This is a genomic window from Paraburkholderia sp. USG1 (assembly GCF_031570135.1).
In the GTDB taxonomy this organism is placed as follows: Bacteria; Pseudomonadota; Gammaproteobacteria; order Burkholderiales; family Burkholderiaceae; genus Paraburkholderia; species Paraburkholderia dioscoreae.
Genome location: NZ_JAMWXW010000003.1, coordinates 155,660 through 177,573 on the forward strand (window position 1 = coordinate 155,660; position 21,914 = coordinate 177,573).

Genomic DNA, 21,914 nt, shown 5'->3' on the forward strand with positions numbered 1-21,914 from the left:
AAGCTCCAACTCTACACGTTCCAAATGAACCACGATGCCGCTGCGATTTATGAGCAGCATGGGTTCGTTGCCATCGCATACAGTGATGGAAATAGAAACGAAGAAGACTGTCCCGATGTTTTGTATTGTTTAACGCGGTAACGCTGCCATACATAGGCTCGCGTCGAATATCCGTTTCGGCGAGTCTGAAGGACCGCTCAGAGTCGTTCGAGGCCGACCGCATCAGGCATAAGTCGGCCCAGTTAGAGACGCCGGGCGAGATGCAACCCAGGCCATTTGAGTGTCTGCTTCAGACTCGGAAAGAGACAGCGGCTGCGCAAGGCCGCCCAATCGCGCGTCGCCACTAATGGGTAGCAGTCGGCGTGACCAGTGGTCTTCGGCCTCGCCATGCTCGATGTTCCATGCTCGAATACGGCGGCTTACGTGCCGCCAAACGGTTTTTTCACCGATAGCCTGTTGGTCACCGACGTCACTCCGGGAACGCTTCTGGCGATCACCTCGGCCTCGCCGATCTGGCCAGCTTCCGTGACCGTGCCATTCAGTTTCACCGCACCGTCTTTCGCTGTGATACTGATGTCTCCGGCGCTGATTCCCTTGTTCTTCCCAATGGCGGCATAGACTCTGCGGCGCAGGGCGCGGTCCGCTTTCCTGCCCTTGGACGCCACAGTGCCCGATGCGGTCATTGCAGACGCACTCTGCGCACCGGCGGGTGCACTGGCTGCGTCACCAGTCTGGGACCACGCCGTCGTGGACGCGACAACGAACCATGCGGCGATTGCCAACTCGAGTGCGTTAATCGTTTTCATGGATTACTCCGGTTCGTGAAAGTGACGGAATCAGAAGCTATGACGAATGCCGACCATAGCCGCAGTGGTGGAGACGCCCGGCGCAACTGGGGCTCCATAGACGATCGTCTGGTTCATCGTCCCCTTGTTGTTGACATACCCCACCTGCGCGTACGCCCTGGTTCTCAGGGACAGGTTGTACTCCGCACCTACTGCGAATTCGCTCGAGTGATTCGCGGAATTATTTCGATCTTTCAGGTAGTAGTAGCCTGACGTGATCCTGAAGCTCGGATTGAACTGGTAGCCGAGGCCGCCCGACGCCATTTCGAAGTCGACGCTGTTGCTCTTCGCCGGATTTCTGGCAATAGCGTACGAGGCAGATACCGAAAATCCGCGAATCGTATACATCGCACCGAAATAGTAGAAGCGATTGTTGCTCTGGCCTGTCGCAGGCGCAACCGGCGCCGCCGGATAGGTCAGCGGGAACGGATTGGTGTCATGTCCGTTGTAGTACACCGCAGACAGGTTCAGGCCGTAGTTCGAATACTTGAGCACAGCCGACTCGCGCGTGCCGCCCTGAAACTGCCCCGCGACTCCGCCCGGCGCGTACTCGAGTGCGAGCGTCGTGCCATAGAATTTTGGCGAACTGTAGACCAGCGCGTTGCTGTCATACAGGGCGCCGATTGGAGCGTTCGTGCTGGTGCCGGGCCAGCCGGCCGCCTGATTGATTCCCAACCACGCAGTCAGAATGCTGCCGAAATACTGTGCACCGCGTACGTCAGTCTCCGCCATCGCGTAGATCATCGGGACGATCTGCCGGCCGGCGTCGAGGGTGCCAAACGGGCCGGTTGCCCCAAGCGTCGCATACTGATTGAAGAGTGCGGTCGCGCCCGGCGTGTCGGACAGCCCGAACTTGCCGTTCGTGGTGTTGAACGTGCCTTGCAGCCTGAACGTGATCTTGTATCCGCTGCCGATGTCTTCGCTCCCCTTCAGCCCCCAGTAGCTCGAATAGATGCCGCCGTCCTTGAGTTGATAAACATGCCCCAGGTTCGGCGCGTTCGGCAGAAACGTCGCGGCCGAGGTGCTTTGATAGAGGAGCCCACTGTCGAGTACGCCGTAGAGCGTAATCGACGACTGCGCATGGGCGGTCGCAGAAAAAACTATCAGCACTGCCAGGCTGCCTGACTTGAATTTCATTGTGTCTCCTCCAGGTGTGAGGCGCGCCGGGTGGCCCCGGCTGATTTATGGCTTATTGCGAGAATGAAACTGTGTTGTTGCCTCGTCGGTGTGTCAGGCCGACTGGTAGTAATCGCCGCACTGATCCCGTGACTGATTTTTGAGCACCTTGCCCATCGCGCCGAGCGGAACCGATTCGACGAACACCACTGCGTCCGGCTTCCACCACTTCGCAACCCGGTCGTCAAAGAACATGAGCAGCGACGCAACCAGCGGTTGCTGCATCAGCGAACCTCGGATCCTTGTTCCCCGGAATGACTCCATGTTCGCGCGCGGCCCGGATCACAGCGCTGCATTGCATGCCGTTGCCTGCGCGGGAACGGCAGCGGGATCTTCGAGGCTAACGAACAGCTTTCCGTCGATAGCGCGTACCGGGAAAGTCGCCAGGCTCAACCCGCCTGGTCCCGGCATGCAACCGGTGCGCAGGTCGAAGCGCAGGCCATGCGCCGGGCAGCTCAGCACACATCCGTCGAGATGGCCATTTGCGACCGAGGCTCCCTGGTGGGGACACGAGTCGTCGATCGCGTGGATCGTGCCGTCGATGTTAAACAGGACTACACCGCGGCCACTGATGAAGGCCAGTTTTCGCTGACCTGGCACGAGTTCACCGACCGCGCCAACCGGTATCTGATCAGACGAGTTCATGGATCAGTGTCTCCGCCATCGGCCATTCGCCAAACCCTGCAGCCGGATTCAGGTGACCGACTTCGCCAAGGTCGGCGAGCCGACTGCCCCAATCTTTCGCCATCGCCTCGGCACGCTCGAACTGCGCGAGCGGATCGTTGCGGCTTGCACCGACGATGCTCGGAAACGGCAGCGGCTTTCGTGGAATCGGCTGCCAACCGTTCTGAGCGAGCGCATCGAAGGCGGGATAGCCTGCGGGCAGCGGCGTCTCGAGGTCGGCCGGAGCGGCAAGCAGCGCACCGTGAATCCTGCGGCTGTGCTGCTGGGCCCAATGCACCACGATCATCACGCCCGCGCTATGCGCGACCAGGATCACCGGGCCAGCGATTTTCGCGAGGGCTGCATCGAGCGCCGCGACGCGCGCCGCGCAACTGAGTTTGTCGTGCTCAAGCGGTGGCACCGAGATCGCGTTAGGCAATCTCCGCTCCAACAGCGTTTGCCAATGCTCTGCGACGAAGTCGCGCAAGCCCGGCACCATCAGGATGGTGGGCGTCATATCGAGCGTCATGAAGTGGTTTTCCGTCGATCGGAGTTAGCGCTTTAGCGCGCTACTCCGATCCCATGCAAGAGGGTTTGCTGCCCGATCAGTACGGCTTGTCGCCGATAATTCCGGCGCGCTCCATTTTGCGGTGACATGGCGGGTAGTCCATCACTGCATAGTGCTGCGTGCTGCGGTTGTCCCAGATCGCGATGCTGTTGGGTTTCCAGCGCCAGCGCACCTGGTACTCGGGGATGTAGGCCTGGCTGATGAGGTAGCGCAGCAGGTCACCCGCGCCCGGATTGGCGTCCTGCCCGAAGCGCACGCGCTCTGGCGTGTGGTAATTGGTGAAATGGGTGGTGAAGGCGTTCACGAACAACACTTTCTCACCGGTCTCCGGGTGCGTACGCACGACGGGGTGCTCCGCATCCGGGAATTGAGCCTTCAGAGCGAGACGTTTTTCGATCGGCATCGCGGCACCGAAGCTCGCCTCGATGCTGTGGCGAGCGCGCAGGTCTGCGATCTGGGTCTTGATGTGGTCAGGCAGGTTCCCGTATGCAAGGACCATGTTTGCCCACATTGTGTCGCCGCCGACCGGCGGGCACTCAACGCAACGCAGGACGGCGCCGAACTGCGGCGCCTCGCGCCAGGTGGCATCCGCGTGCCACGCGTTTTCATACCGATCGTTGGGTTGATCCTGGTTCTTGTAGATGCGCACGAGCCCGGGATGTTCCGGGTCGCTGCCGGCGACAGGATGGTCCTCCAGTTCGCCGAAACGGCGCGCAAACGCAACATGCTCCGCGCGCGAGATGTTCTGGTCGCGCAGAAACAGCACCCGGTGTTTGAGCAGCGCAGCACGGATCTCGGCAAACAGGCCGTCATCGTCGACGGCATCGGCAAGATTCACGCCGATGAGTTCGGCGCCAATGGCACACGTCAATGGTTCGGCTCGCATGGCGTTCTCCTCAGACGACGAAGACCGACGAGCCGGTCGTCTTGCGAGATTCAAGGTCGCGGTGGGCCTGCGCCGCGTCCTCCAGCGCGTAACGCTGGTTGAGTTCGATCTTGATGCGGCCCGCGGCGACGTGTCCGAAGAGTTCACCGGCGAGTTCGTCTTTTTCGGCGGGATCGGCAATATAGTCTGCCAGCGCGGGGCGTGTCAGGTAGAGCGAGCCCTTCATTGCCAGAAGCTGCGGATTGAATGGCGGGATCGGCCCCGAAGCCGTGCCGACGCAGACCATCAGGCCACGGCGCCGGAGCGAATCGAGCGATGACTCGAAGGTATCCTTGCCGACGCTGTCGAACACGACGTCCACACCCAGGCCGTTGGTCAGTTCGCGCACGCGCTTCGCGACGTCTTCCCGGCTGTAGTAGACGATGTGGTCGCAGCCATGCGCGCGCGCTACCTCACCCTTGGCCTCGTTCGAAACAGTGCCTATGACGGTGAGGCCTAGCAGCTTCGCCCATTGCGACACAATCAGCCCGACCCCGCCGGCGGCAGCGTGCAGCAGAATCGTGTCACCCGCCCTGAAATCGCGGATGCGACGCATCAGGTATGACGAGGTCAGACCTCGCATCGTCATACCGGCAGCTGTTTCGCAGGAGATCGTATCCGGCAGCTTGATGAGCGGCGCGGCCGGGACCAGGCGTTCGGTGCTGTAGGCGCCGAGTGTGTTGAGAAAGCCCGTGTAGGTCACGCGATCGCCGAGCGTAACGTTGGTCACGTCGGAGCCGATTACCTCGACCACCCCTGCAGCCTCGACGCCCATGCCCGCAGGTAGCGGCACGGGGTACAGGCCGGTGCGGAAGTAGGTGTCGGCGAAATTCAGACCCACTGCCTCATGGCGCAAGCGAACCTGCCCTGGGCCGGGGTCGCCCACTTCAACGTTTTCATAGCGCAAAACCTCGGGACCGCCGGTTTCATGGAAACGCACTGCTTTCGCCATTTCGAATCTCCTGTTCTTTACTCGAACTACAAATTTATATCTGCTCGCCGACGGTGCTCTCCGCCCCGCTCTCGGGTTCACTTGCGAGGCCTAAAGCTTGCCGGTGGCCATTGGGTCTGCACCGGCCTGTTCACGCAGGGCACCCACGCGATCGAGGTCGACACCATAATTCCGCTTGCCGATGAAGAAGGCGACTGCTGCGACGAGCGGCGCAAACGGCACGAGTTGCAACGCGCCGAGCAGCCCGATCCGGTCGGCCACGATGCCCGTCAGGACAGCAGCGGGTGCCAGCCCCAGCAGGTTGTTCGCCAGCGTTAGAGTGGCAAACGCCGACGCATGGATCGGCGGCGGGGTGAGGTTCGCCACCATCGCACCCGAGGGACCGGTCGCGCCTGCGCTGAAGAACATGGCGGCGCCGATCACGATGAGCTGTGCCGGACCCACCGGCATCCGGAAACCGATCGTAAGCAAAACGAAGCAGATCAGGCAGAAGGCGATGGCTGTGCTCCACTTCCTCTCCCGAGCATGCTTGCAGAGCCGGTCGGTCAGATTTCCGCACACCACCATGCCGACCGCGGTCGCCAGCACGAACACGGCCGCGCTCATGGCCGCCTTGCCGGTGGACATACCGTAGTAGCGGTTCAGGAAGCTGGGCATCCATGCCCACACGGCTGCCGGGACCAGCAGATGGATACCGCTGCCGACGTAGGCGCACACGACTGACTTCGTCGAAAAGAGCCCTTTCATCAGCGCGCGGAAGCTCGTGCACACACCGTGGCCCTGGGCTTGCCTGCTCACATTTGCGGGCTGCAGGCGCGCCAACTGTTTTTCAGTGACGGCAAACCGGTAGGCGGCCAGCAGCACGATCCCCAGAGCCGCCATTGCACCGAACGCGGCGCGCCAGCCCAGGTGAGCCGCGACCGCACCGCCCAGCGCCATGCCCAGCACTGAACCGAATGCACCGCCAGCCATGAACGCGGCGGTGAGTGTGGCGCGCAGCCGTGCCGGAAAGATGCTAAGGACGACCGCGATGCCGACACTGCCATAGGCGGCTTCACCGACACCGACGAAGGCGCGCGCCAGCAGCATCTCGCCATAGCTTGTCGAGAGCGCACAGCCGAGGGTCGCGAGACTCCACATCGCAGCCATCAGGAGAATGCTCTTCACGCGGCCCCAGCGGTCGGCAAGTACCGACAGCGGAAAGGTGAGCACGCCGACCATCAGCGCGACCACACTGCTCAGCGAGCCCAACCGGGTATCGGAGAGGTTCCATGCGGCCTTGAGCATCGGAAACACCGCATTCAACACCTGCCTCGACATATAGTCGGAGAGCAGCAAGCCGACCGTCAGCGCAAATACCACCCACGCATACGCGCGCACGTCTTTTTGCGTCGTCGAAACATCGGCCGTCGTGGGCTCGGCATGCGTGAACATGAGTCGTCTCCTTCGTGTCCAGCTCGTTGGCGACCGCCTTTGCCCGGCAGGGCAAAGGGATCCTTATGGATATCGTGCAACCGTTCCCGCCAGATCGGGAACCCGACTTTCAGAACCCGACATCCGCGAAGCGTCAGCCGCGTTCCAATCCCTTACGCCGCGCGCAGCGGCAGGTTCTTCACACCGGCCTTGCGATTCGGCGCCATGCCGTTGGCCACGAGCGTCTCGTCGACCGTTTCGTACTGCACGCCGATGCGGTAGATGTCCCGCGCCTGCTTGCCGGAAGCAATCTCGCGGCCCAGTTCGCGCGCCACGCGCACGCACTGTTCGATCTGCTGTACCGAAGTCATCCTGCTGCCGTGCTGGTCGATGATCGTGTCTTCGATGCCGCAGCGAGGATGCAGGCCCATAGCCATCGCCATCATGTTGAACGGCAACACGTTCTTGAGCAGCGACTCGGCGGTGAGCGTACAGCCGTCCGGCGCGCGGTGCACGAAGTTGAAGAAGTTGAATGGGTTGGGGCCGTCGAAGCCCCCGCCGATACCGATCCATGTCAGGTTGAGCGGCCCCTTGTAGGCACCCTTGCGCACGAGGCGATCGAGTGTCTCGAGCGCATGGATGCCCGTGAGCTGGAAGTGCGGCTGGATGCCGGAGGCCTGCAGACGACGCAGGTGCTCCTCGACCCATGCCGGGCCGGCGGGAACCGTCATTTCGCTATACGCGGCCATGAGCGCGGGATTGGCCAACGAAGTGCCTTCCAGGTACGCCGGATAGAGCAACTCCATGATGTTCATCTGCGTGGTATTGATCGCCACCGTCACCTGGTCGGGCTTCGGGTCGAGATCGGCCAGCATGTGGCGCGTATCGTCCGACAGCCACTTCGCGGCCTGGCCGTCGTCTTCCGGCGCGAACGAGATCGAGCCACCGACCTGGATGATCATGTCGGGCACGGTTGCGCGCACACCCGCAATGAGTTCGTTGAATTTCGACAGGCGCTTGGAGCCCTTGCCATCCAGTTCACGCACGTGCAGGTGCAGGACGGTCGCGCCAGCGTTGTAGCAGTCGACGGCCTTCTGGATCTGCTCCGCCATCGTCACCGGTATGTCTTCCGGAAAGTCCTCGGGCATCCATTCCGGGCCGTACGGAGCAGTCGTGATAACAACCTTGTCCTGGTTCTCGGGGTGCAGCGAATCGTCGAGGAATTGCATCGTGTTCTCCAATTGGGGGACGGTATTCCGACGCTCGCGACACGGCTGGCCGCGTGAGAACTGGTCGGAACATGATGAACCGCTGAGATCGCACGATACGGCAATCCTGCGTTACACTTTTATGATTGAACGCCATCTTTTTAGTATTTCGTGCCACTGCGCGTTAACACCAGTACGTGCGCACGGTAGGCATTTCATTCCCAGACACAGCGACGCCGCCCGCGAGAGGGGTGCGGAGACAAAGCCATGGAAACGATGTTGCGCTCGGTAGCAATGAGCGGCTATTTCGATGTGGCGCGGCGGCTCGGACTGAACCCGGTCGAGCTTGCCCAGCAGGTCGGGATCGATACCGCGGCGCTTGCGAATCCGGACGATCGCATTCCGGCAGCCAGATCGTGCCGGCTGCTGGAACTGACAGCCAACAAGGCGTCATGCCCGACTTTCGCGCTTCAAATGGCCGAGACCCGGCAGAAGTTCGGTACCGGTGTGGTCAATGTTCTGCTCGCGCACAAGCGCACGCTGCGCGAGGTTCTGCTGGCTACGGCCGAATACCGGCATCTGCTGAACGAAGCCCTGGCTCTTTACGTCGAGGATGCTGGCGAAACAGTCACCATTCGGGAGGAACTGGTCGTCGAACCGGGTACCCCGACGAATCAGGCGATTGAACTCGCGGTCGGTGTCCTCTGGCGTCACTCCAGCGCGTTGCTGGGTGACCACTGGAAGCCACGCTCGGTCCATTTTGTTCATCAGGGCCCGAAAAACCTGACGTTTCATCGACGGTTCTTCGGCTGCCCGCTGGAGTTCGGCAGCGATTTCAACGGCTTTGTGTGTGCGGCCGCCGATCTCGACTACCCGAATCCCGCCGCTGACCCCGAACTGGTGCGATATGCCGAAAGTCTCGCGGATTCACTCAACATGACGGGCGTGGATTCGACCGCGCTGGAAGTGCGCAAGGCAATCTACTTGCTGTTGCCCCTCGAACAGGCCAGCGTCGAACTGGTTGCCCGCCATTTGCGTCTGAGTGTTCGCACCATGCAGCGCCAGCTTGACGTGGCGCATACCAGCTTCTCGCATCTGGTCGAGGAAGTCAGGCGCGAACTTGCCGTGCGCTATATGAGCAATCCGCGCTATCCCATCGGGAGGGTTTCCGCACTGCTCGGCTATTCGCAGCAGGGTTCCTTCACAAACTGGTTTAATTCGCGCTTTGGTGTGACGCCGCGTAACTGGCGCAACAGCCATTTGAAATGATCGCGATACGCCTTGGGCCCTTCGAAGTTTCGATCGCAAGCCAGTCGTCGAATCACCGAAAACTCGCAACCATAAATCACCCGGACGCGCGGCGCAGACAGTCGTGTCCATCACCCGCAAGCATCTGGTGCGCGAGCCAAACCGGGTCCAGAGCGGGCGAACAGAACATGAGTGAGCGTAGCGCATGGCGCAGTTCATTGCTCAAACCTCTATCTGGCGGCCCGCGGGTACGGCTACATCACGGAGGAATGGACGGCAGGTGATCCGGCGACTGGCACGATAGCGGGTGCGGGCATGGTCGGATACAAAGCTGCTTTACTGCACGAGTGCATCACTACGCCGTTTCGTTGGCCGGGTCGATCCGCCGTTCGCGGCCAGTTCCTGCGATCAGCCTCGTCGCATGAATCGCAGACAATCGCGCAACGCTTGTCCGATGAAGCCGACATAAGCGCCTTCTAAAACGCACGCTGGCATCGAAATGCGACATGCTACGATTGCCAGCCGATATATCCCTGAGCCGCTCTCACATCATGCTCAAATTCGCTTATCTGCTTGTCTCGATCACGCTCGCCACGCCGCTCCCCGCTCTGGCGCTCGGGGGCGACAATCCAGACTACGATCAATGCATCCTGCGTTCGCTAGGAAACAGCCAGAGCAACTTCGCGGCCCACGTGATTAGCAACTCGTGCGAGGCGCTTTACAAAAATGGCGCACTGCTCCTGCCGCGCGAAAGGTCGTATCACGTGTGTGTCCTGCAGAATGTTCAAACCGTGAGAGGGGCATTTGCGGTTCAGGAAATATTGCGAGCATGCCGGCGCCAGAATCAGATGTGAGCCGTGTCAGCAACCCCCGCCGATACTTACAACGGGGACTCGCAAGAGGATTTTGACGGGCCGCTATCCGCGGAACCGGAGGTCCGCCAAAGTCGGGCAGCGCCAATCATGCGTGCCCGGTACAGCCGACATGATCATCTGCATACGATCAGCGTATTGGGTTCTACACACGCCCCGCACATCGAACGGCTAGAATCGGGCGTCAGCGCTTAAGCGCGCCCACCTCTTCCAACCCACAATTTTCACGTCATGGCCCGCATTCAATTGCAGTTTCCCGAAGACCAGTTTTACTATTCGACGCATCTCACAGTGCGCGTCACCGACATCAATGGCGCGAACCACCTCGCAAACGATTCGATGATCTCGATGATTTCCGAGGCCCGCGCACGCTTCCTGTTCGACGCGGGTATCGAGGACATGAAAGACGTGCACACGAGCATCATCGTGACCGATCTCGCCACGACCTATCGCGCTGAAGCTTACGCGCGGGACCAGTTGTGCTTCGAAGTCGGCATCATGGATTTCAACAAATATGGCGGCGACATCATCTTCCGCATTACGCGGCCGGCAGATGGCACGCTTGTCGCAATGGCGAAATCGGGTTTCGTGTTCTTCAACTACGAGACGAAAAAAGTCGCGCCGATGCCGCAGGCGTTCCGTAACAAGTTTCCGAACGTCAACGCCGTCGACTGACGTTTCCGACGTCTGAGCATAGGCAATTCGCGAAGTCGTCCCTTGCTGGCAACTGCCTGTCGCGATGAAGATTAGACTGCTACCTGGCGCGGTAAAAGCACTCATTGAGCGCATGCTTCGTGGAGTCCCGAAATCGTCAAGACGGGCAGCCTCGTGTTCATTCCATGACGCACGCAATAGACGAACGTAAACGGTATGCGGAGGCACGCCATGCAGAGAGAAAAGATACGTGAAGCCCTGAATGCGCACTGGCAAGCGTCGGCGGCCGGCGACTTCGACGCGGAACACGATATTTACGATGATGATGCCATCTGTGACTATCCCCAGTCGGGTGAACGAATTCTCGGGCGAATGAATTTGCAGGCACTGCGGAGTCATCATCCAGGCAAGCCAGCAGGGTTCGATGTCAGGCGAATTCAAGGAGAAGGTAATCTTTGGATCACTGAATACTCCATCACCTATAACGGGCGACCGGCTTACACGGTCAGTATTATGGAATTCCGCAACGGCAAGGTCGTTCACGAGACCCAGTATTTTTCGGATCCCTTTGAAGCGCCGAGTTGGCGGAGTCAATGGGTTCAACGGATTGGGTGACAACCAATTGCGGCGAAACATGCAAGTTAGCTGGACGCGGCTTGCTTTCCGAAAGTAAGGGTCGGTGTGGCGGCGACTGTGCACGCAGCGGCGGGCTGAACGGCGTGGCGCGTCTGACTGGCTCAGACGACAGCCGCTTGCTGCAATGCACATCGTTTCGCCACGAGTAAGAGCCCGCGGCACGGTCATTGCTGCACTCGTGATCAAGCAGGCGGCGATCGTCTGCGTCTATATTCCAGTCCGATCAAAGGAGGGATGGATCATGAGCAAGGTAACCAGCACATTAATCGCGGCCCTCGCCGCACTTACGCTGTCGGGCGGCGCTTATGCACAAACGGCCGGAGGTTCGAGCGGCAGCGGTTCGGCAGGCAGCACGGCCAGCCCGGCGAATCAGGCGAACGGTGCAACGGGTGGCTACGGCACACCGGGCGCTACTCGTTCGGACAGCGGTACGGCCAACAGGCCGCCGAACTCAGGTCTGCCGAGTGGCACGAACAGCAGTTCGACATCCGGCACGAGCGCTCCGAAGAGCAACAACACGCTGGCGACCCCGAGCGTAGTGTCGCCGGCTGCTGGCCAATAACAGCTGCTAAAAATGACAACCAGCCGCGAATAAAGCGCAAAGCGAACATGCTTCAATCGCATGGGGCGCAAGCGAAACTGCGACCTCCGCCCCAGTTTCGCGGCTGGCAAGCGCTAGTTGATACGGCGGGCGATGCCGGGCTTCCCCATCATCGCGCTTCACTGCTCCCGATCCGAGCCAACTCTCATCTAGCCATTGAACAATTCACTACGCGCCGCGTCCATGATCACCGCGACAGCCGGGTGACTGATTCGGCGCTCGATCGAGATTGCGAAGAATTCCTCCACGATGGAATTGATCTGCCCGACTATCGTCAGGTTGTGCTCGGCCTGTAACTGGTTTTCCAGCACCGTCGGCGCGAACAGCAACCCGCGGCCTTCCCGGCCGAACGCCAGGGTCATGGCCCCGTCGTCGAACTCCCCGACGATGCGCGGCGAAATGGCATGCGACGCGAGCCAGTGATCCAGCTTGCGTCGCACTGCGGATTCCGTGCCGGGCAGCAACACCGGCAACTGGCCGAGCGACAGCGGGAAGCGTTTCTTCCCGCTTTGAATCAGCGCCTGCGCACCAAAACAGCTAAGCGTAGAACGGCCGAGCCGGTGATTGAACGCCTTGATGTTGACGTCGGCGGGAATGGGGGCGTCGGCGATGATCAGATCGAGCCGGTGTACGGCCAGTTGCGCGAGCAGCGCATGCAGTTTGCCTTCGTGACAGATCATACGCAGCGACATGGAAGCACTCAGCGCCGGTTCCAGTAGCCGGTACGCGATCGCCTTGGGTACCGAATCCGCGATCCCAACGCGGAACCGCGTTTGCGCGCCGGCTTCGCTCTCGCGCCGCACGGCGCTTTCTAGCTCCGAGCCTAGCGAGAATATTTCATCGGCGTAATCGAGCGCCAGGCGGCCAGCGTCGGTGAGTTCGATCGTTCGCCCGTTTTTCCTGAACAGCTTTTTATCCAGCGCTTCTTCCAGCAGTTTGATCTGCCCGCTGAGCGTTTGCGGCGAGATGTGCAACTGCTCGCCGGCCCTCACGATTCCTCCCGCGTGTGCCGCAACCCAGAAGTAATGCAGATGCTTGAAGTTCACGCCCTCTCCCTCCTCCGTCAAACCATAGACACTACGGTTTTCTCGAAGTATTCACATCGAAAATACGCATTTTACGCTTCATCACGTTCAGTTACATTGAAGCCTCGTACTTAGGCGCCAGCGGGCGGCTAACGACCACTGAGAGAGGTGACATATGGCATCCGTTGCGCAACTCCTGCGTTCAAAAGCGTCCCAGAGGGTGTGGTCGACTCAGGCCTGCGCTTCGGTTTACGACGCGATAGCGGTCATGGCGCACCGGCGGGTGGGCGCACTGATCGTCGCACATGAGGGACGTATCGCCGGCATCGTAACGGAGCGTGACTACGCACGAAAAATCGTGCTGATGGACCGCTCGTCGCGGCATACGCCTGTGCGCGACATCATGTCGACGGCTGTGCGCTACGTCAGCCCGGACCAGACAACCGAAGAATGCATGGCTCTCATGACGGAGTACCGGATCCGCTATCTGCCTGTCATTACCGCAGGACAAGTGATCGGAATGGTGTCGATCGGCGACCTCGTTCAGAACCTGATTGTCGAGCAGGAACAGACCATCCAGCAGCTTGAGCACTATATCCACGGCAACGGTTTTCAGGCTGTCCAGAGCGGATTGCAAGCGCGACGGACAGCAAGTTTGACCAGCCAATAATATTACCGTTCGTAATGTTTTCGCGCGACCTGAATCGCACTAGGCGGACAGTCCCCTTGCTTACCGAAAGAGGCTTCATATGTACACGCAGATCATCAATCGACTTCGAAGTGCTGCCGGCGCGATCACGCGCGGGACAGCGGCGCTCGGTCTGGCCGGACTGCTTGCCCTCGGCGCCGTGGCCTCGAACGACGCCGAAGCGAAGCGCGTCGGCGGCAGCCAGAGCATCGGGCGGCAGTCGCAGGCGGCGTCGCCCACCGGGCAAGGACAACGAAGCCAGCAGGCCCAACCGGCCCAGCAGACAGCGCAGGCGCCCGCGGCCTCCGGCGCCAGCCGCTGGATGGGCCCGCTCGCCGGACTCGCCGCCGGACTCGGCATCGCGGCGTTGCTCTCATCGTTCGGTCTGGCCGAAGGGCTGGCGCAAATGCTGTCCAATGCATTGCTGATCGGCCTGGTGGTTGTCGCCGGCGTGATGCTGTTCCGCTTCATCGCCAACCGTCGTCGTCCGGATCTCGCTTATGGACACGGTTCGGCAAACCGGCAGCAAACGAACGGCTCGCCGTTTCTGAATCAGGTCCGCGAAGCGCGGCCTGACACGAATCTCCGCGACTGGCCGCGCGCAGCGATGGGTACGACCGGAGCGGCGGGCAGCGTCAAGGCGCCGGAACCCGCGCTCGCGGATCAGGCCGCGTTTCTGGTCTCGGCGAAGGCCATGTTCATGCGTCTTCAAGGCGCGTGGGACCGCAATGAGCAAGGCGATCTGTTCGAGCTGACAACGCCGGAGATGTTTATGCGACTCAAGCAGGATCTCGAACACCGGGGCCACGAGCCGAGCCGTACGGACGTGACGCAACTCGATGCCGAAGTGCTGGGCACGGAAAGCAACGCAGATGAAACGCTGGTCAGCGTGCGCTTTTACGGTCAGATGCGCGAAGACGACGCGCAGATCGCCCAGCCGTTCCAGGAAATCTGGAACATGGTCAGGAGCGTACATGGCGACGAAGGGTGGCGACTGGCGGGCATCCAGCAGATCGACCGTTAAAGGAGCGCCATTGGACAACCGGCAGCGGCTTGCTGCCGGTTGTCATATCGAGTATCGCTTCGACCTCACAACCGTTCTCGTGCTCGAGTTTGCGAAAGAGCGCAAAACAGCCAGCAGTACATGCTAAAGGTCGCCGCTGGCACGGCGCGGATAGCCTCCTACACGGCCCGTCGCCTAACGACGTGGTTCTGTCTCACAGCGCGTAGAAGCACATGGTTTTGAAATTGACGCCAGAAACACGGCTCAGCGCACCACCTTCACTTTCTGATTGACCTGTGTCAAGGCCGCGCAGGCCCACGACGACGATGCTGATTCCAAAGTCACCGCCGCAGACTGCGATTTGCAATGCCGGCGGTCGGGACGAAGAAAAGCGCCATTCGATCAGCACACAGGTTCCGGCATGAATCCTCGAGACATGCAGCATCGCGCACTACCTGAGCACCGCGCCTGGCATGCGGAGACCGCTGAGTCCACGATTGAATGCTTCGGCACCGACGCGATAAGGGGACTCGACGCCGACGAGGTGGCGCGTCGGCGCACGGTCTACGGACGTAACGAAATCATCGAAACGGAACGGCGCCGGATCGCCACGATGCTGATCGAGCAATTCAAGGATTTCATGATCCTCGTTCTGCTCGCCGCTGCCATCGTGTCGGGAGTCGTCGGCGACCTTGAAGATGCGCTCGTGATCGTCGCGATCGTCGTACTGAACGGAACGATTGGCTTTTTTCAGGACTTTCGCGCCGAACACGCTATGGCGGAACTCAAGCGACTGGCCGCGTTTCACGCGTCGGTCGTCCGTGACGGACGTCCATTGACGATTACCGCCGCCGAAGTCGTTCCCGGAGATATCGTCCTTCTCGAAGCAGGCGGCGCCGTTCCCGCCGACCTGCGAGTGATCGAGGCTCCGCAGTTAAGAGTCAGCGAAGCAACGCTGACGGGCGAGGCCGCCCCCGTCGACAAGCATCCGCTGCCGCTAACGGGCGATGCGACGCTCCCCATCGCCGACCGGACCAACATGGTCTACAAGGGCACCATCGTGACCTATGGGCGGGCTCGCGGCGTGGCAGTCGCAACGGGGATGAATACGGAACTCGGCAAGATCGCCGCCCTGCTGGAGTCGGCTCCCGCCCTACAGACTCCGCTGCAACGGCGGCTGAGTCGATTCGGCAAGCAACTCGCCATAGCCATTCTCGCATTCTGCGTGCTGATATTCGTGTTCGGCGTATCGAGCGGCGAGCCACCGATACTCATGTTGCTCACCGCACTGAGCCTTGCCGTCGCCGCCATTCCAGAAGCATTGCCCGCGGTTGTCACGATGATGCTGGCCCTCGGTGCACGCAGCATGGCGCAGCGCGCGGCGCTGGTCCGGCGCCTTCCTGCCGTGGAGACGCTCGGCTCCGTGAGTTTCATCTGCACAGACAAGACCGGCACGCTGACGCTCAATGAAATGCGCGTGGTTGAAGTATGTCCGGCGGGGATGCGGCGGTTGCAAGCCGCGAGCATGAGCATCGACGATATCACCGGGCAGTTGCTGCGGGCCGTTTCGCTGTGCAACGACGCGGCGCACGACGCATCCGGCAAGCTGACCGGCGATCCCACTGAAGTGGCACTGTGGCAGGTCGCGGCGGACGCCGGCGTCGATCGTTCCGCTCTCGACAAATCGACGCCGCGCTGCACGGAAATGCCGTTTGATTCCGTACGAAAACGCATGACCACCGTGCATCGGGTTGAAGACTCGTTTATCGCCTATACCAAGGGTGCGCCTGAAACCGTGATTGAACGGTGTACATCGGTTATCGGACAGGACGGCACGCCGTTCGACGCGGCCACCTTGACGTCGATGGCGGGTGCGATGGCGGCGGACGGACTGCGCGTGCTGGCTGTGGCAGCGCGCCGCTGGCCGCACATGCCACCCGCCGGCATCGACGAACTCGAGTGCGACCTGACGTTACTCGGCTTTATCGGCATGCTCGATCCGCCTCGCCCCGAGGCCGCAGGTGCTGTCGCATTGTGCAGGGAGGCCGGCATCACCCCGGTGATGATTACGGGCGACCACCCGGTCACCGCGTTGGCGATTGCCAGAATAGTCGGCATTGCTACCGATGAAAGGCAGGTCATGACCGGCTACGCGCTGAGCAGCCTGTCCGACGAGGCACTGCTCGAAGCGACACAGCGCATCCGCGTCTACGCAAGGGTGGATCCCTCGCAGAAGATCCGCATCGTGAAAGCAATGCAGTCGACCGGGCACTACGTTGCGATGACCGGCGACGGTGTCAACGATGCACCTGCCCTTGCGGCGGCAAACATCGGCGTGGCAATGGGCAAAGCCGGCACTGACGTCGCGCGCGAAGCGGCCAGCGTGGTCCTGCTCGACGACAATTTCGCGACGATAGTCGCGGCAGTCCGGGAAGGCCGAAGGGTTTATGACAACGTTCGCAAATTCATCCGTTACGTATTGACCGGCAACCTGGCGGAACTTTGCGCCATCGCGCTTGCACCGCTTTTCGGTCTTCCGATCCCCCTGCTGCCGATCCAGATCTTGTGGATCAACTTGCTGACCGATGGCCTGCCGGGGCTTGCACTGGCAGCTGAGCCTGGCGAACCAACCATCATGCAACGGCCGCCCAGGCCTCCCGACGACAGTCTGTTCGCACATGGACTATGGCAATACGTGGTGCGGATCGGCATCGTAATAGCAGCCGTAACGATGGGCACACAGTGGATTGCGATGGGGCTCGACGACGCACACTGGCGCACCATGACCTTCACCGTGCTGGCCTTGTCCCAGATGGGACATGTGCTCGCCATCCGTTCCGAGCAAACGTCGATCTTCACCCAGGGTTTGCTGTCGAACCGCCCGCTGGCTGCTGCGGTTGCGCTGACTATCGCGTTGCAGCTCGCCGCGATCTACGTTCCCGCGCTCAACAACATACTCGACACCGCGCCGCTGAACGCGCAGGAACTCGGCTTTTGCCTCTTCGTGTCCGCGCTGGTTTTCGTTCTGGTGGAAGCGGAAAAGTGGTTCATCCGTCACCGGTCAGCCGGCGTATCCGCAACCGCAAGCAATCCTCGCCAATGAAGCACAATCCGACCATGCCGGACCGCAAGCGTGTTATCCAGGCCGTGTTGCTCGCCGCAATCCTGGTGCTTGGTTACGTCGTTCTTTGGCCGTTCGTCATACCTGTCGCGTGGGCGCTCATCATCGCGTATGTAACCTGGCCGTTGTACTGCCGGCTCCATGCCTTGATAAGAGGCCGCGCATGGATAAGCGCTCTGTTGATGACGCTGCTGGTCGGAATGATTGCATTTATTCCGATCGCGTCGCTGATTTCGCCCGTCTTTCGCGAGTTCCTGGCACTCTACCGCAACGTTGCCGAATACGCGGCGTCCGGCCCGCTTCGCATTCCGGATTTCATCGCGCGCATTCCGTGGCTAGGACATGCGCTACAGCAGCTTGTCAGCGAATTCGCGGATGACCCTCAAAGACTGCATGCCTATATCACGCAGTCGGGCGACCGCTGGATCGGCGAACTCGCATCAATGGTCGGCAGCGTTGGGCGTAATGCGATCAAACTTGGTTTCGCCACCCTGACCCTGTTCTTCGCGTATCGCGACGGACACACCCTGCTCAGGCAGGTTCAACGTGTGATGCGGCCGGTTCTGGGAGATCGGCTCGATGGCTACCTGAGCGCGATCGGCGGCGTCACGCGTTCGGTCGTCTATGGACTCGCCCTCACCGCGATAGTGCAAGGCGCGCTTGCCGGGTTGGGTTATTGGGCGGCGGGTGTCGAGGCGCCGCTGCTCCTGACGATCATCACGACGCTGGCTGCGTTGATTCCGTTCGGCACACCGTTCGTCTGGATACCCGTAGGCATCGGACTGATCGCAAACGGCAACACGTTCGCCGGCGTGGGACTTCTGTTATGGGGCGCGCTGGTGGTGAGCTGGGTCGACAACCTGATACGGCCCGTGGTTATCAGCAATGCCGTGCGTGTTCCCTTTCTGCTCGTCCTATTCGGCGTACTGGGCGGCATCGGCGCATTCGGGTTTATCGGGCTGTTCGTCGGGCCGGTCGTGGTTGCCATCCTGCTCGCGTTGTGGCGGGAATGGTGCACGAGCGAGCCTGAAACAGGCTCCGTGGATAGTGCAGATCAGCCGTCGTCGTTGACGCGCCGGACTTGAGTCCGGGTTGCAGTTCCGTGCCGCGCGGGGCGAACCGGCACCGCCGACGCTGATTATCTGCCTGACGGGCATGCGGTGCCCGCTGCGTGGTAATGTAGCCGGCCAGATGCGCAATCATTGCCACAGGCGCACTTTTTTCCCACGTAAAGAGTTTCCGCCAGCGTTGAGGAACGTCACGAGGAGGCTCAAGATCATTGTGCGTCCGTAGAAAAACCCCTGACCGATTTCAGCTCCGGACCGGCTGACCACCCTATGGTGGCTGGCACTCTCGACTCCCTCGGCAACCACAATCGAGCCCAACTCCCGAGCCGCGTCGACTAAAGCCGCCAACCGTTGCCGGCGTTCGCCGTCGTCGAGCGCAAGGATCCGCCGATCGATCTTCAACAGATCGAAATGAAACGCTTCGTGAAGCGTGCTGTACATCTCGACACTGGTTGCACCTGACATCGCCAATCTCACTCCCCGCGCTCTCAACATGGTGACGGCATCGAGAACGCCTTTTGTCGGTCTGGCACAGTGTTCTTCAGGCAGATGCAACACCAGGCGGGAAAGGATCGATTCAGCCGAGCCGATCACGTCCGATACGAACGTCGGACTCTCGACATGCCTCGCGGCAACCTTGATTCCGATGTACAGGGATCTCGAAGCCACCAGCGGTCCGAGTTCGCGGACCGCCGTCGAAAGAATGAAACGCGTAACGGGCCCGATGAACGAACGCTGCTCGATACGACTCATGTAGTGATGGGGGCCCAACTGCCCGTACTCCACATTGTCCCATCGTATCAACGCATCGACCCCGACACAGCGCCCCTCGCTCAGGCTGACCAGCGGCTGGTATTCCACCCGGAACTCTCCCCTCTTTATCCCCGCTTTAGCAGCGCGAATGAGCTTCGCGTCGGGTGTCAGGTGTCGTTTGTAGAACATCCACGCACAGTGGATAAGCAGGCATGTCATCAGCCATAAAGCCAGCCAGGCCGCTAGTCCCACCAACAGGCGGCGACTTACGCGTGTTCGGGCGCCTGCAACCGGGCGCACATCCGGCTCGGGCTCCGGCTGCGCCGATTCGCTCGCCTCGCCAGGCGCGGCTCCGCCTTCGCAAGCCTGGCCGCGTTCGCATCCAGTCGGCCCCGTCAGATCCAGGTCTTCTTCGGGCGGAGAAGAACTCGAAGTTTCCGGCACAAGACCGGTGAACGCGGGACCAGAGGCTACCGACGGCAAGCCGCTCATATACGCCAACTCAGCGTCGGCGGAATCCTCCACCGGACCCGTAACGGGCTGCGGGACATCGGTCGCACGACCTGGTGACGAACGTCGAACGCCGGCCTCGGGCTTTGGCACGTCAGCGGAAAAACTGCATGCCAACCGTGCGCCATCGACAAGCTTCATTGGAGTTGCGGTCGCCCCAGCGAGCGTTGCCGGGATGAGGGCCAGAGGAGGATTCATGCAATCGGTGTCCGATTGATCGGATTGCGCGGACTGCAATGAGGTAGCGGTGTCGGATATAAGCGCTCGATGCTCCTGCGCATGAGCGCCCGTCATCGTTAGGACTACCGTCAAAGCAACCGGCAGCAACCACTGCGTTCGTCCCCTCTGAAGTTCCGGCACCGCCGGATCGGCAAACTTCGCCCAAAATGATTCCGATTCCCCTTTCATAGTACAACTCAGCCCTTTTGATCGGTTGTTGTGTATTGCAGCTCTGTGAAGTTCGCGCCTTCCAGGCAATGCATTTTCACGACGCCACGCAATCGTTTGCGCACCGGCGTCAAGAATCCGGCGGCTCGATGGACCGGCACAATGTCTTATGCCGTGTGATATGAGCGTCCGTTGGAGGAATTGCGATATCCGCGACCCGGGAAGCACAGCGCGTGAACGGCCGGCTTCCGATAGATCATGGGCCGCGCGCGGGATCGACCGTAGCGGACTTAGGCCCCACGCTTCGGCTACGGCGGCAAGCGCGGCCGAAGCACCTTGATCCAGGCCCATTCAGTAAAGAAGGCGCTTTCGTCCGCGCCGGGACTACGCCAGCGATGAAGGCGCGACTACGATCGTGCGCCAGCTCCCGGCAGATGCGCGGGATAGTGCGGAGACATTTCATCGGACGGCCGGGCACGTTCGCTTACTCTTGCCGTGCGATTTGCGAGACCAGATCACAATCGGCGACCATGTTCTCGGCACTTTCAGCAAGCGCAGTAATGATGTCGCGGCCAAATTCCTCCATCGCGGCCTGCCACTCAGCGGTGCCGACCGGGAAGTCGGCCGCGTCATTCTTTTGCTGTATTTTTCGCATCGTCTTCACGGATAGAGCAAGAGCGCGAGCCGTCGTGTGAAGAGATTTATCGTAGACAAATATCAAAATGTTTCCACAATTAGGCAATATTTTTCGGCGCTTTTTACGAACATCAGGATAAGAAATTCGATCGATTTAGACGCTTTCCGTTGAGATCGATACAGCTCAATTTCTTTACGATTTGTCATTGCAATCACAACAATTGTTTGTGTCACATAGCGATTGGTCGCTTTCCCGACGCTGATGAACCGGGGTTTCACTGTAAAATTCCTCCTGCTCGACTTCGCTCAAGGAATTCAGCAGACTTAGCGTCCGCTCATGAACCAGCATCCCGATCATCCCCGCCAACGTACAGCTGTAATGGCTCGCGAGCCTTTCCAGCTGTCGTTTTGTAGCGATCGGAATTACCGCGGTCAACCGCTCGTAGCTGCCACCAGATCCGAGATTGCGTGCCCTGAATCGGCGCTGCTTTTCTGCGTTCGATATTCCCATACGAAGCGTCTCCGGCAGTGGATCCTGTTCCTGCTAACCCATGACGGTATTCAGGCGCGTTTCTGTGACAGGTCTATCGGCAGCAGAGAACGTTCCTGAAGATAACCGGATCGGTTACGCCGTAACCATCTGCAATCCATGCCATTAAATTTATCGGCCAGTACGCTTTAAATGAGTGCCGTGCTGAAACTCGGCATACGTAAAAATTACGGACCGGATAAGAATCGGGCATTCCGACACAAATAATATGAAACAAACCGCTGAAGCTGCCTTGTGTCGTCTAGCTGGCGTGGCGATGAGGCCGCCGAGGATTGTCGCTTGGCGTACGCGTTGTTCACGAGACGAGATGGAGTGCCAACTATTCAGTCACCCGTTCCAAACGGTCGCTTGTGGTCGATATGTACAAGTGTCGGTTTCCCCTTGCCGCCGGACCCAGGCTGGATTCTTGCGAA

General features: G+C 60.5%; 22 protein-coding genes. 9 read left to right on the plus strand and 13 right to left on the minus strand.

The window, feature by feature from the left end:
• Positions 1-419: 419 nt before the first annotated feature.
• The 9 genes from NE850_RS05350 to NE850_RS05390 form a co-directional block, all read right to left on the minus strand.
• Positions 420-806: a BON domain-containing protein gene (locus tag NE850_RS05350; protein ID WP_007176702.1), complete on the minus strand. Its 387-nt coding sequence runs from the start codon at positions 804-806 to the stop codon at positions 420-422.
• Positions 807-836: 30 nt separating this feature from the next.
• Complete coding sequence (locus tag NE850_RS05355; RefSeq protein ID WP_007176701.1) at positions 837-1,982, minus strand: porin; 1,146 nt, start codon at positions 1,980-1,982, stop codon at positions 837-839.
• Between the two features lie 93 nt (positions 1,983-2,075).
• Entirely contained in the window at positions 2,076-2,246 is a 171-nt protein-coding gene (locus tag NE850_RS05360; protein ID WP_157187690.1) for a hypothetical protein, read from the minus strand.
• Between the two features lie 57 nt (positions 2,247-2,303).
• A complete protein-coding gene (locus NE850_RS05365) occupies positions 2,304-2,666 on the minus strand; it encodes a Rieske 2Fe-2S domain-containing protein (protein WP_007176700.1) in 363 nt (120 codons plus the stop codon).
• Positions 2,653-3,213, minus strand: a complete 561-nt coding sequence (locus NE850_RS05370; RefSeq protein ID WP_007176699.1) for an alpha/beta hydrolase — start codon at positions 3,211-3,213, stop codon at positions 2,653-2,655. Before NE850_RS05370 ends, NE850_RS05365 begins: the two co-directional genes overlap by 14 nt.
• Before the next feature lie 76 nt (positions 3,214-3,289).
• Positions 3,290-4,138 (minus strand): TauD/TfdA family dioxygenase, encoded by an 849-nt coding sequence (locus NE850_RS05375; RefSeq protein WP_007176698.1) that lies wholly within the window; start codon positions 4,136-4,138, stop codon positions 3,290-3,292.
• A gap of 10 nt (positions 4,139-4,148) precedes the next feature.
• Entirely contained in the window at positions 4,149-5,129 is a 981-nt protein-coding gene (locus tag NE850_RS05380) for a quinone oxidoreductase (protein WP_007176697.1), read from the minus strand.
• Between the two features lie 90 nt (positions 5,130-5,219).
• Entirely contained in the window at positions 5,220-6,563 is a 1,344-nt protein-coding gene (locus tag NE850_RS05385; protein ID WP_007176696.1) for an MFS transporter, read from the minus strand.
• 152 nt (positions 6,564-6,715) lie between these two features.
• On the minus strand, positions 6,716-7,771 hold the full coding sequence (locus NE850_RS05390) for a 3-keto-5-aminohexanoate cleavage protein (RefSeq protein ID WP_007176695.1): 1,056 nt from the start codon (positions 7,769-7,771) through the stop codon (positions 6,716-6,718).
• 246 nt (positions 7,772-8,017) lie between these two features.
• Between NE850_RS05390 and NE850_RS05395 the strand changes: the two genes are divergently transcribed.
• From NE850_RS05395 to NE850_RS05415, 5 genes are all read left to right on the plus strand, one after another.
• The gene (locus tag NE850_RS05395; protein ID WP_007176694.1) at positions 8,018-9,019 is read left to right on the plus strand and encodes an AraC family transcriptional regulator; all 1,002 of its coding nucleotides are present in this window, start codon (positions 8,018-8,020) and stop codon (positions 9,017-9,019) included.
• Positions 9,020-9,549: 530 nt separating this feature from the next.
• On the plus strand, positions 9,550-9,852 hold the full coding sequence (locus tag NE850_RS05400) for a VF_A0006 family four-cysteine protein (protein ID WP_007176693.1): 303 nt from the start codon (positions 9,550-9,552) through the stop codon (positions 9,850-9,852).
• Positions 9,853-10,101: 249 nt separating this feature from the next.
• Positions 10,102-10,545 (plus strand): thioesterase family protein, encoded by a 444-nt coding sequence (locus NE850_RS05405; protein WP_310698511.1) that lies wholly within the window; start codon positions 10,102-10,104, stop codon positions 10,543-10,545.
• Between the two features lie 210 nt (positions 10,546-10,755).
• Positions 10,756-11,139 (plus strand): nuclear transport factor 2 family protein, encoded by a 384-nt coding sequence (locus tag NE850_RS05410; RefSeq protein WP_007176691.1) that lies wholly within the window; start codon positions 10,756-10,758, stop codon positions 11,137-11,139.
• A gap of 262 nt (positions 11,140-11,401) precedes the next feature.
• Positions 11,402-11,722 (plus strand): hypothetical protein, encoded by a 321-nt coding sequence (locus NE850_RS05415; RefSeq protein ID WP_007176690.1) that lies wholly within the window; start codon positions 11,402-11,404, stop codon positions 11,720-11,722.
• A 188-nt stretch (positions 11,723-11,910) separates the two neighbouring features.
• On the opposite strand, the gene nhaR is transcribed toward NE850_RS05415, so the two are convergent.
• Entirely contained in the window at positions 11,911-12,807 is an 897-nt protein-coding gene (nhaR, locus tag NE850_RS05420) for a transcriptional activator NhaR (RefSeq protein WP_165188077.1), read from the minus strand.
• Positions 12,808-12,961: 154 nt separating this feature from the next.
• On the opposite strand from nhaR, the gene NE850_RS05425 reads away from it, so the two are divergent.
• On the plus strand, positions 12,962-13,456 hold the full coding sequence (locus tag NE850_RS05425; RefSeq protein WP_007176688.1) for a CBS domain-containing protein: 495 nt from the start codon (positions 12,962-12,964) through the stop codon (positions 13,454-13,456).
• A gap of 79 nt (positions 13,457-13,535) precedes the next feature.
• On the plus strand, positions 13,536-14,498 hold the full coding sequence (locus NE850_RS05430) for a Tim44 domain-containing protein (RefSeq protein WP_007176687.1): 963 nt from the start codon (positions 13,536-13,538) through the stop codon (positions 14,496-14,498).
• Positions 14,499-14,691: 193 nt separating this feature from the next.
• Here NE850_RS05430 and NE850_RS05435 read toward each other — a convergent pair whose 3' ends face one another.
• A complete protein-coding gene (locus NE850_RS05435) occupies positions 14,692-14,886 on the minus strand; it encodes a hypothetical protein (RefSeq protein WP_035516528.1) in 195 nt (64 codons plus the stop codon).
• A 12-nt stretch (positions 14,887-14,898) separates the two neighbouring features.
• Between NE850_RS05435 and NE850_RS05440 the strand changes: the two genes are divergently transcribed.
• Positions 14,899-17,580: a cation-translocating P-type ATPase gene (locus NE850_RS05440; protein WP_007176685.1), complete on the plus strand. Its 2,682-nt coding sequence runs from the start codon at positions 14,899-14,901 to the stop codon at positions 17,578-17,580.
• Positions 17,577-18,683 carry an AI-2E family transporter gene (locus NE850_RS05445; RefSeq protein ID WP_007176684.1) on the plus strand — a complete coding sequence of 369 codons (1,107 nt, stop codon included), beginning with the start codon at positions 17,577-17,579 and terminating at the stop codon, positions 18,681-18,683. Before NE850_RS05440 ends, NE850_RS05445 begins: the two co-directional genes overlap by 4 nt.
• Before the next feature lie 114 nt (positions 18,684-18,797).
• On the opposite strand, the gene NE850_RS05450 is transcribed toward NE850_RS05445, so the two are convergent.
• Together NE850_RS05450 and NE850_RS05455 are read right to left on the minus strand one after the other, a co-directional pair.
• Positions 18,798-20,336, minus strand: coding sequence for an EAL domain-containing protein (locus NE850_RS05450; RefSeq protein ID WP_007176683.1), 1,539 nt, complete (start codon positions 20,334-20,336; stop codon positions 18,798-18,800).
• A 463-nt stretch (positions 20,337-20,799) separates the two neighbouring features.
• Positions 20,800-20,979 carry a hypothetical protein gene (locus tag NE850_RS05455; RefSeq protein WP_232292829.1) on the minus strand — a complete coding sequence of 60 codons (180 nt, stop codon included), beginning with the start codon at positions 20,977-20,979 and terminating at the stop codon, positions 20,800-20,802.
• Positions 20,980-21,914 lie beyond the last annotated feature (935 nt).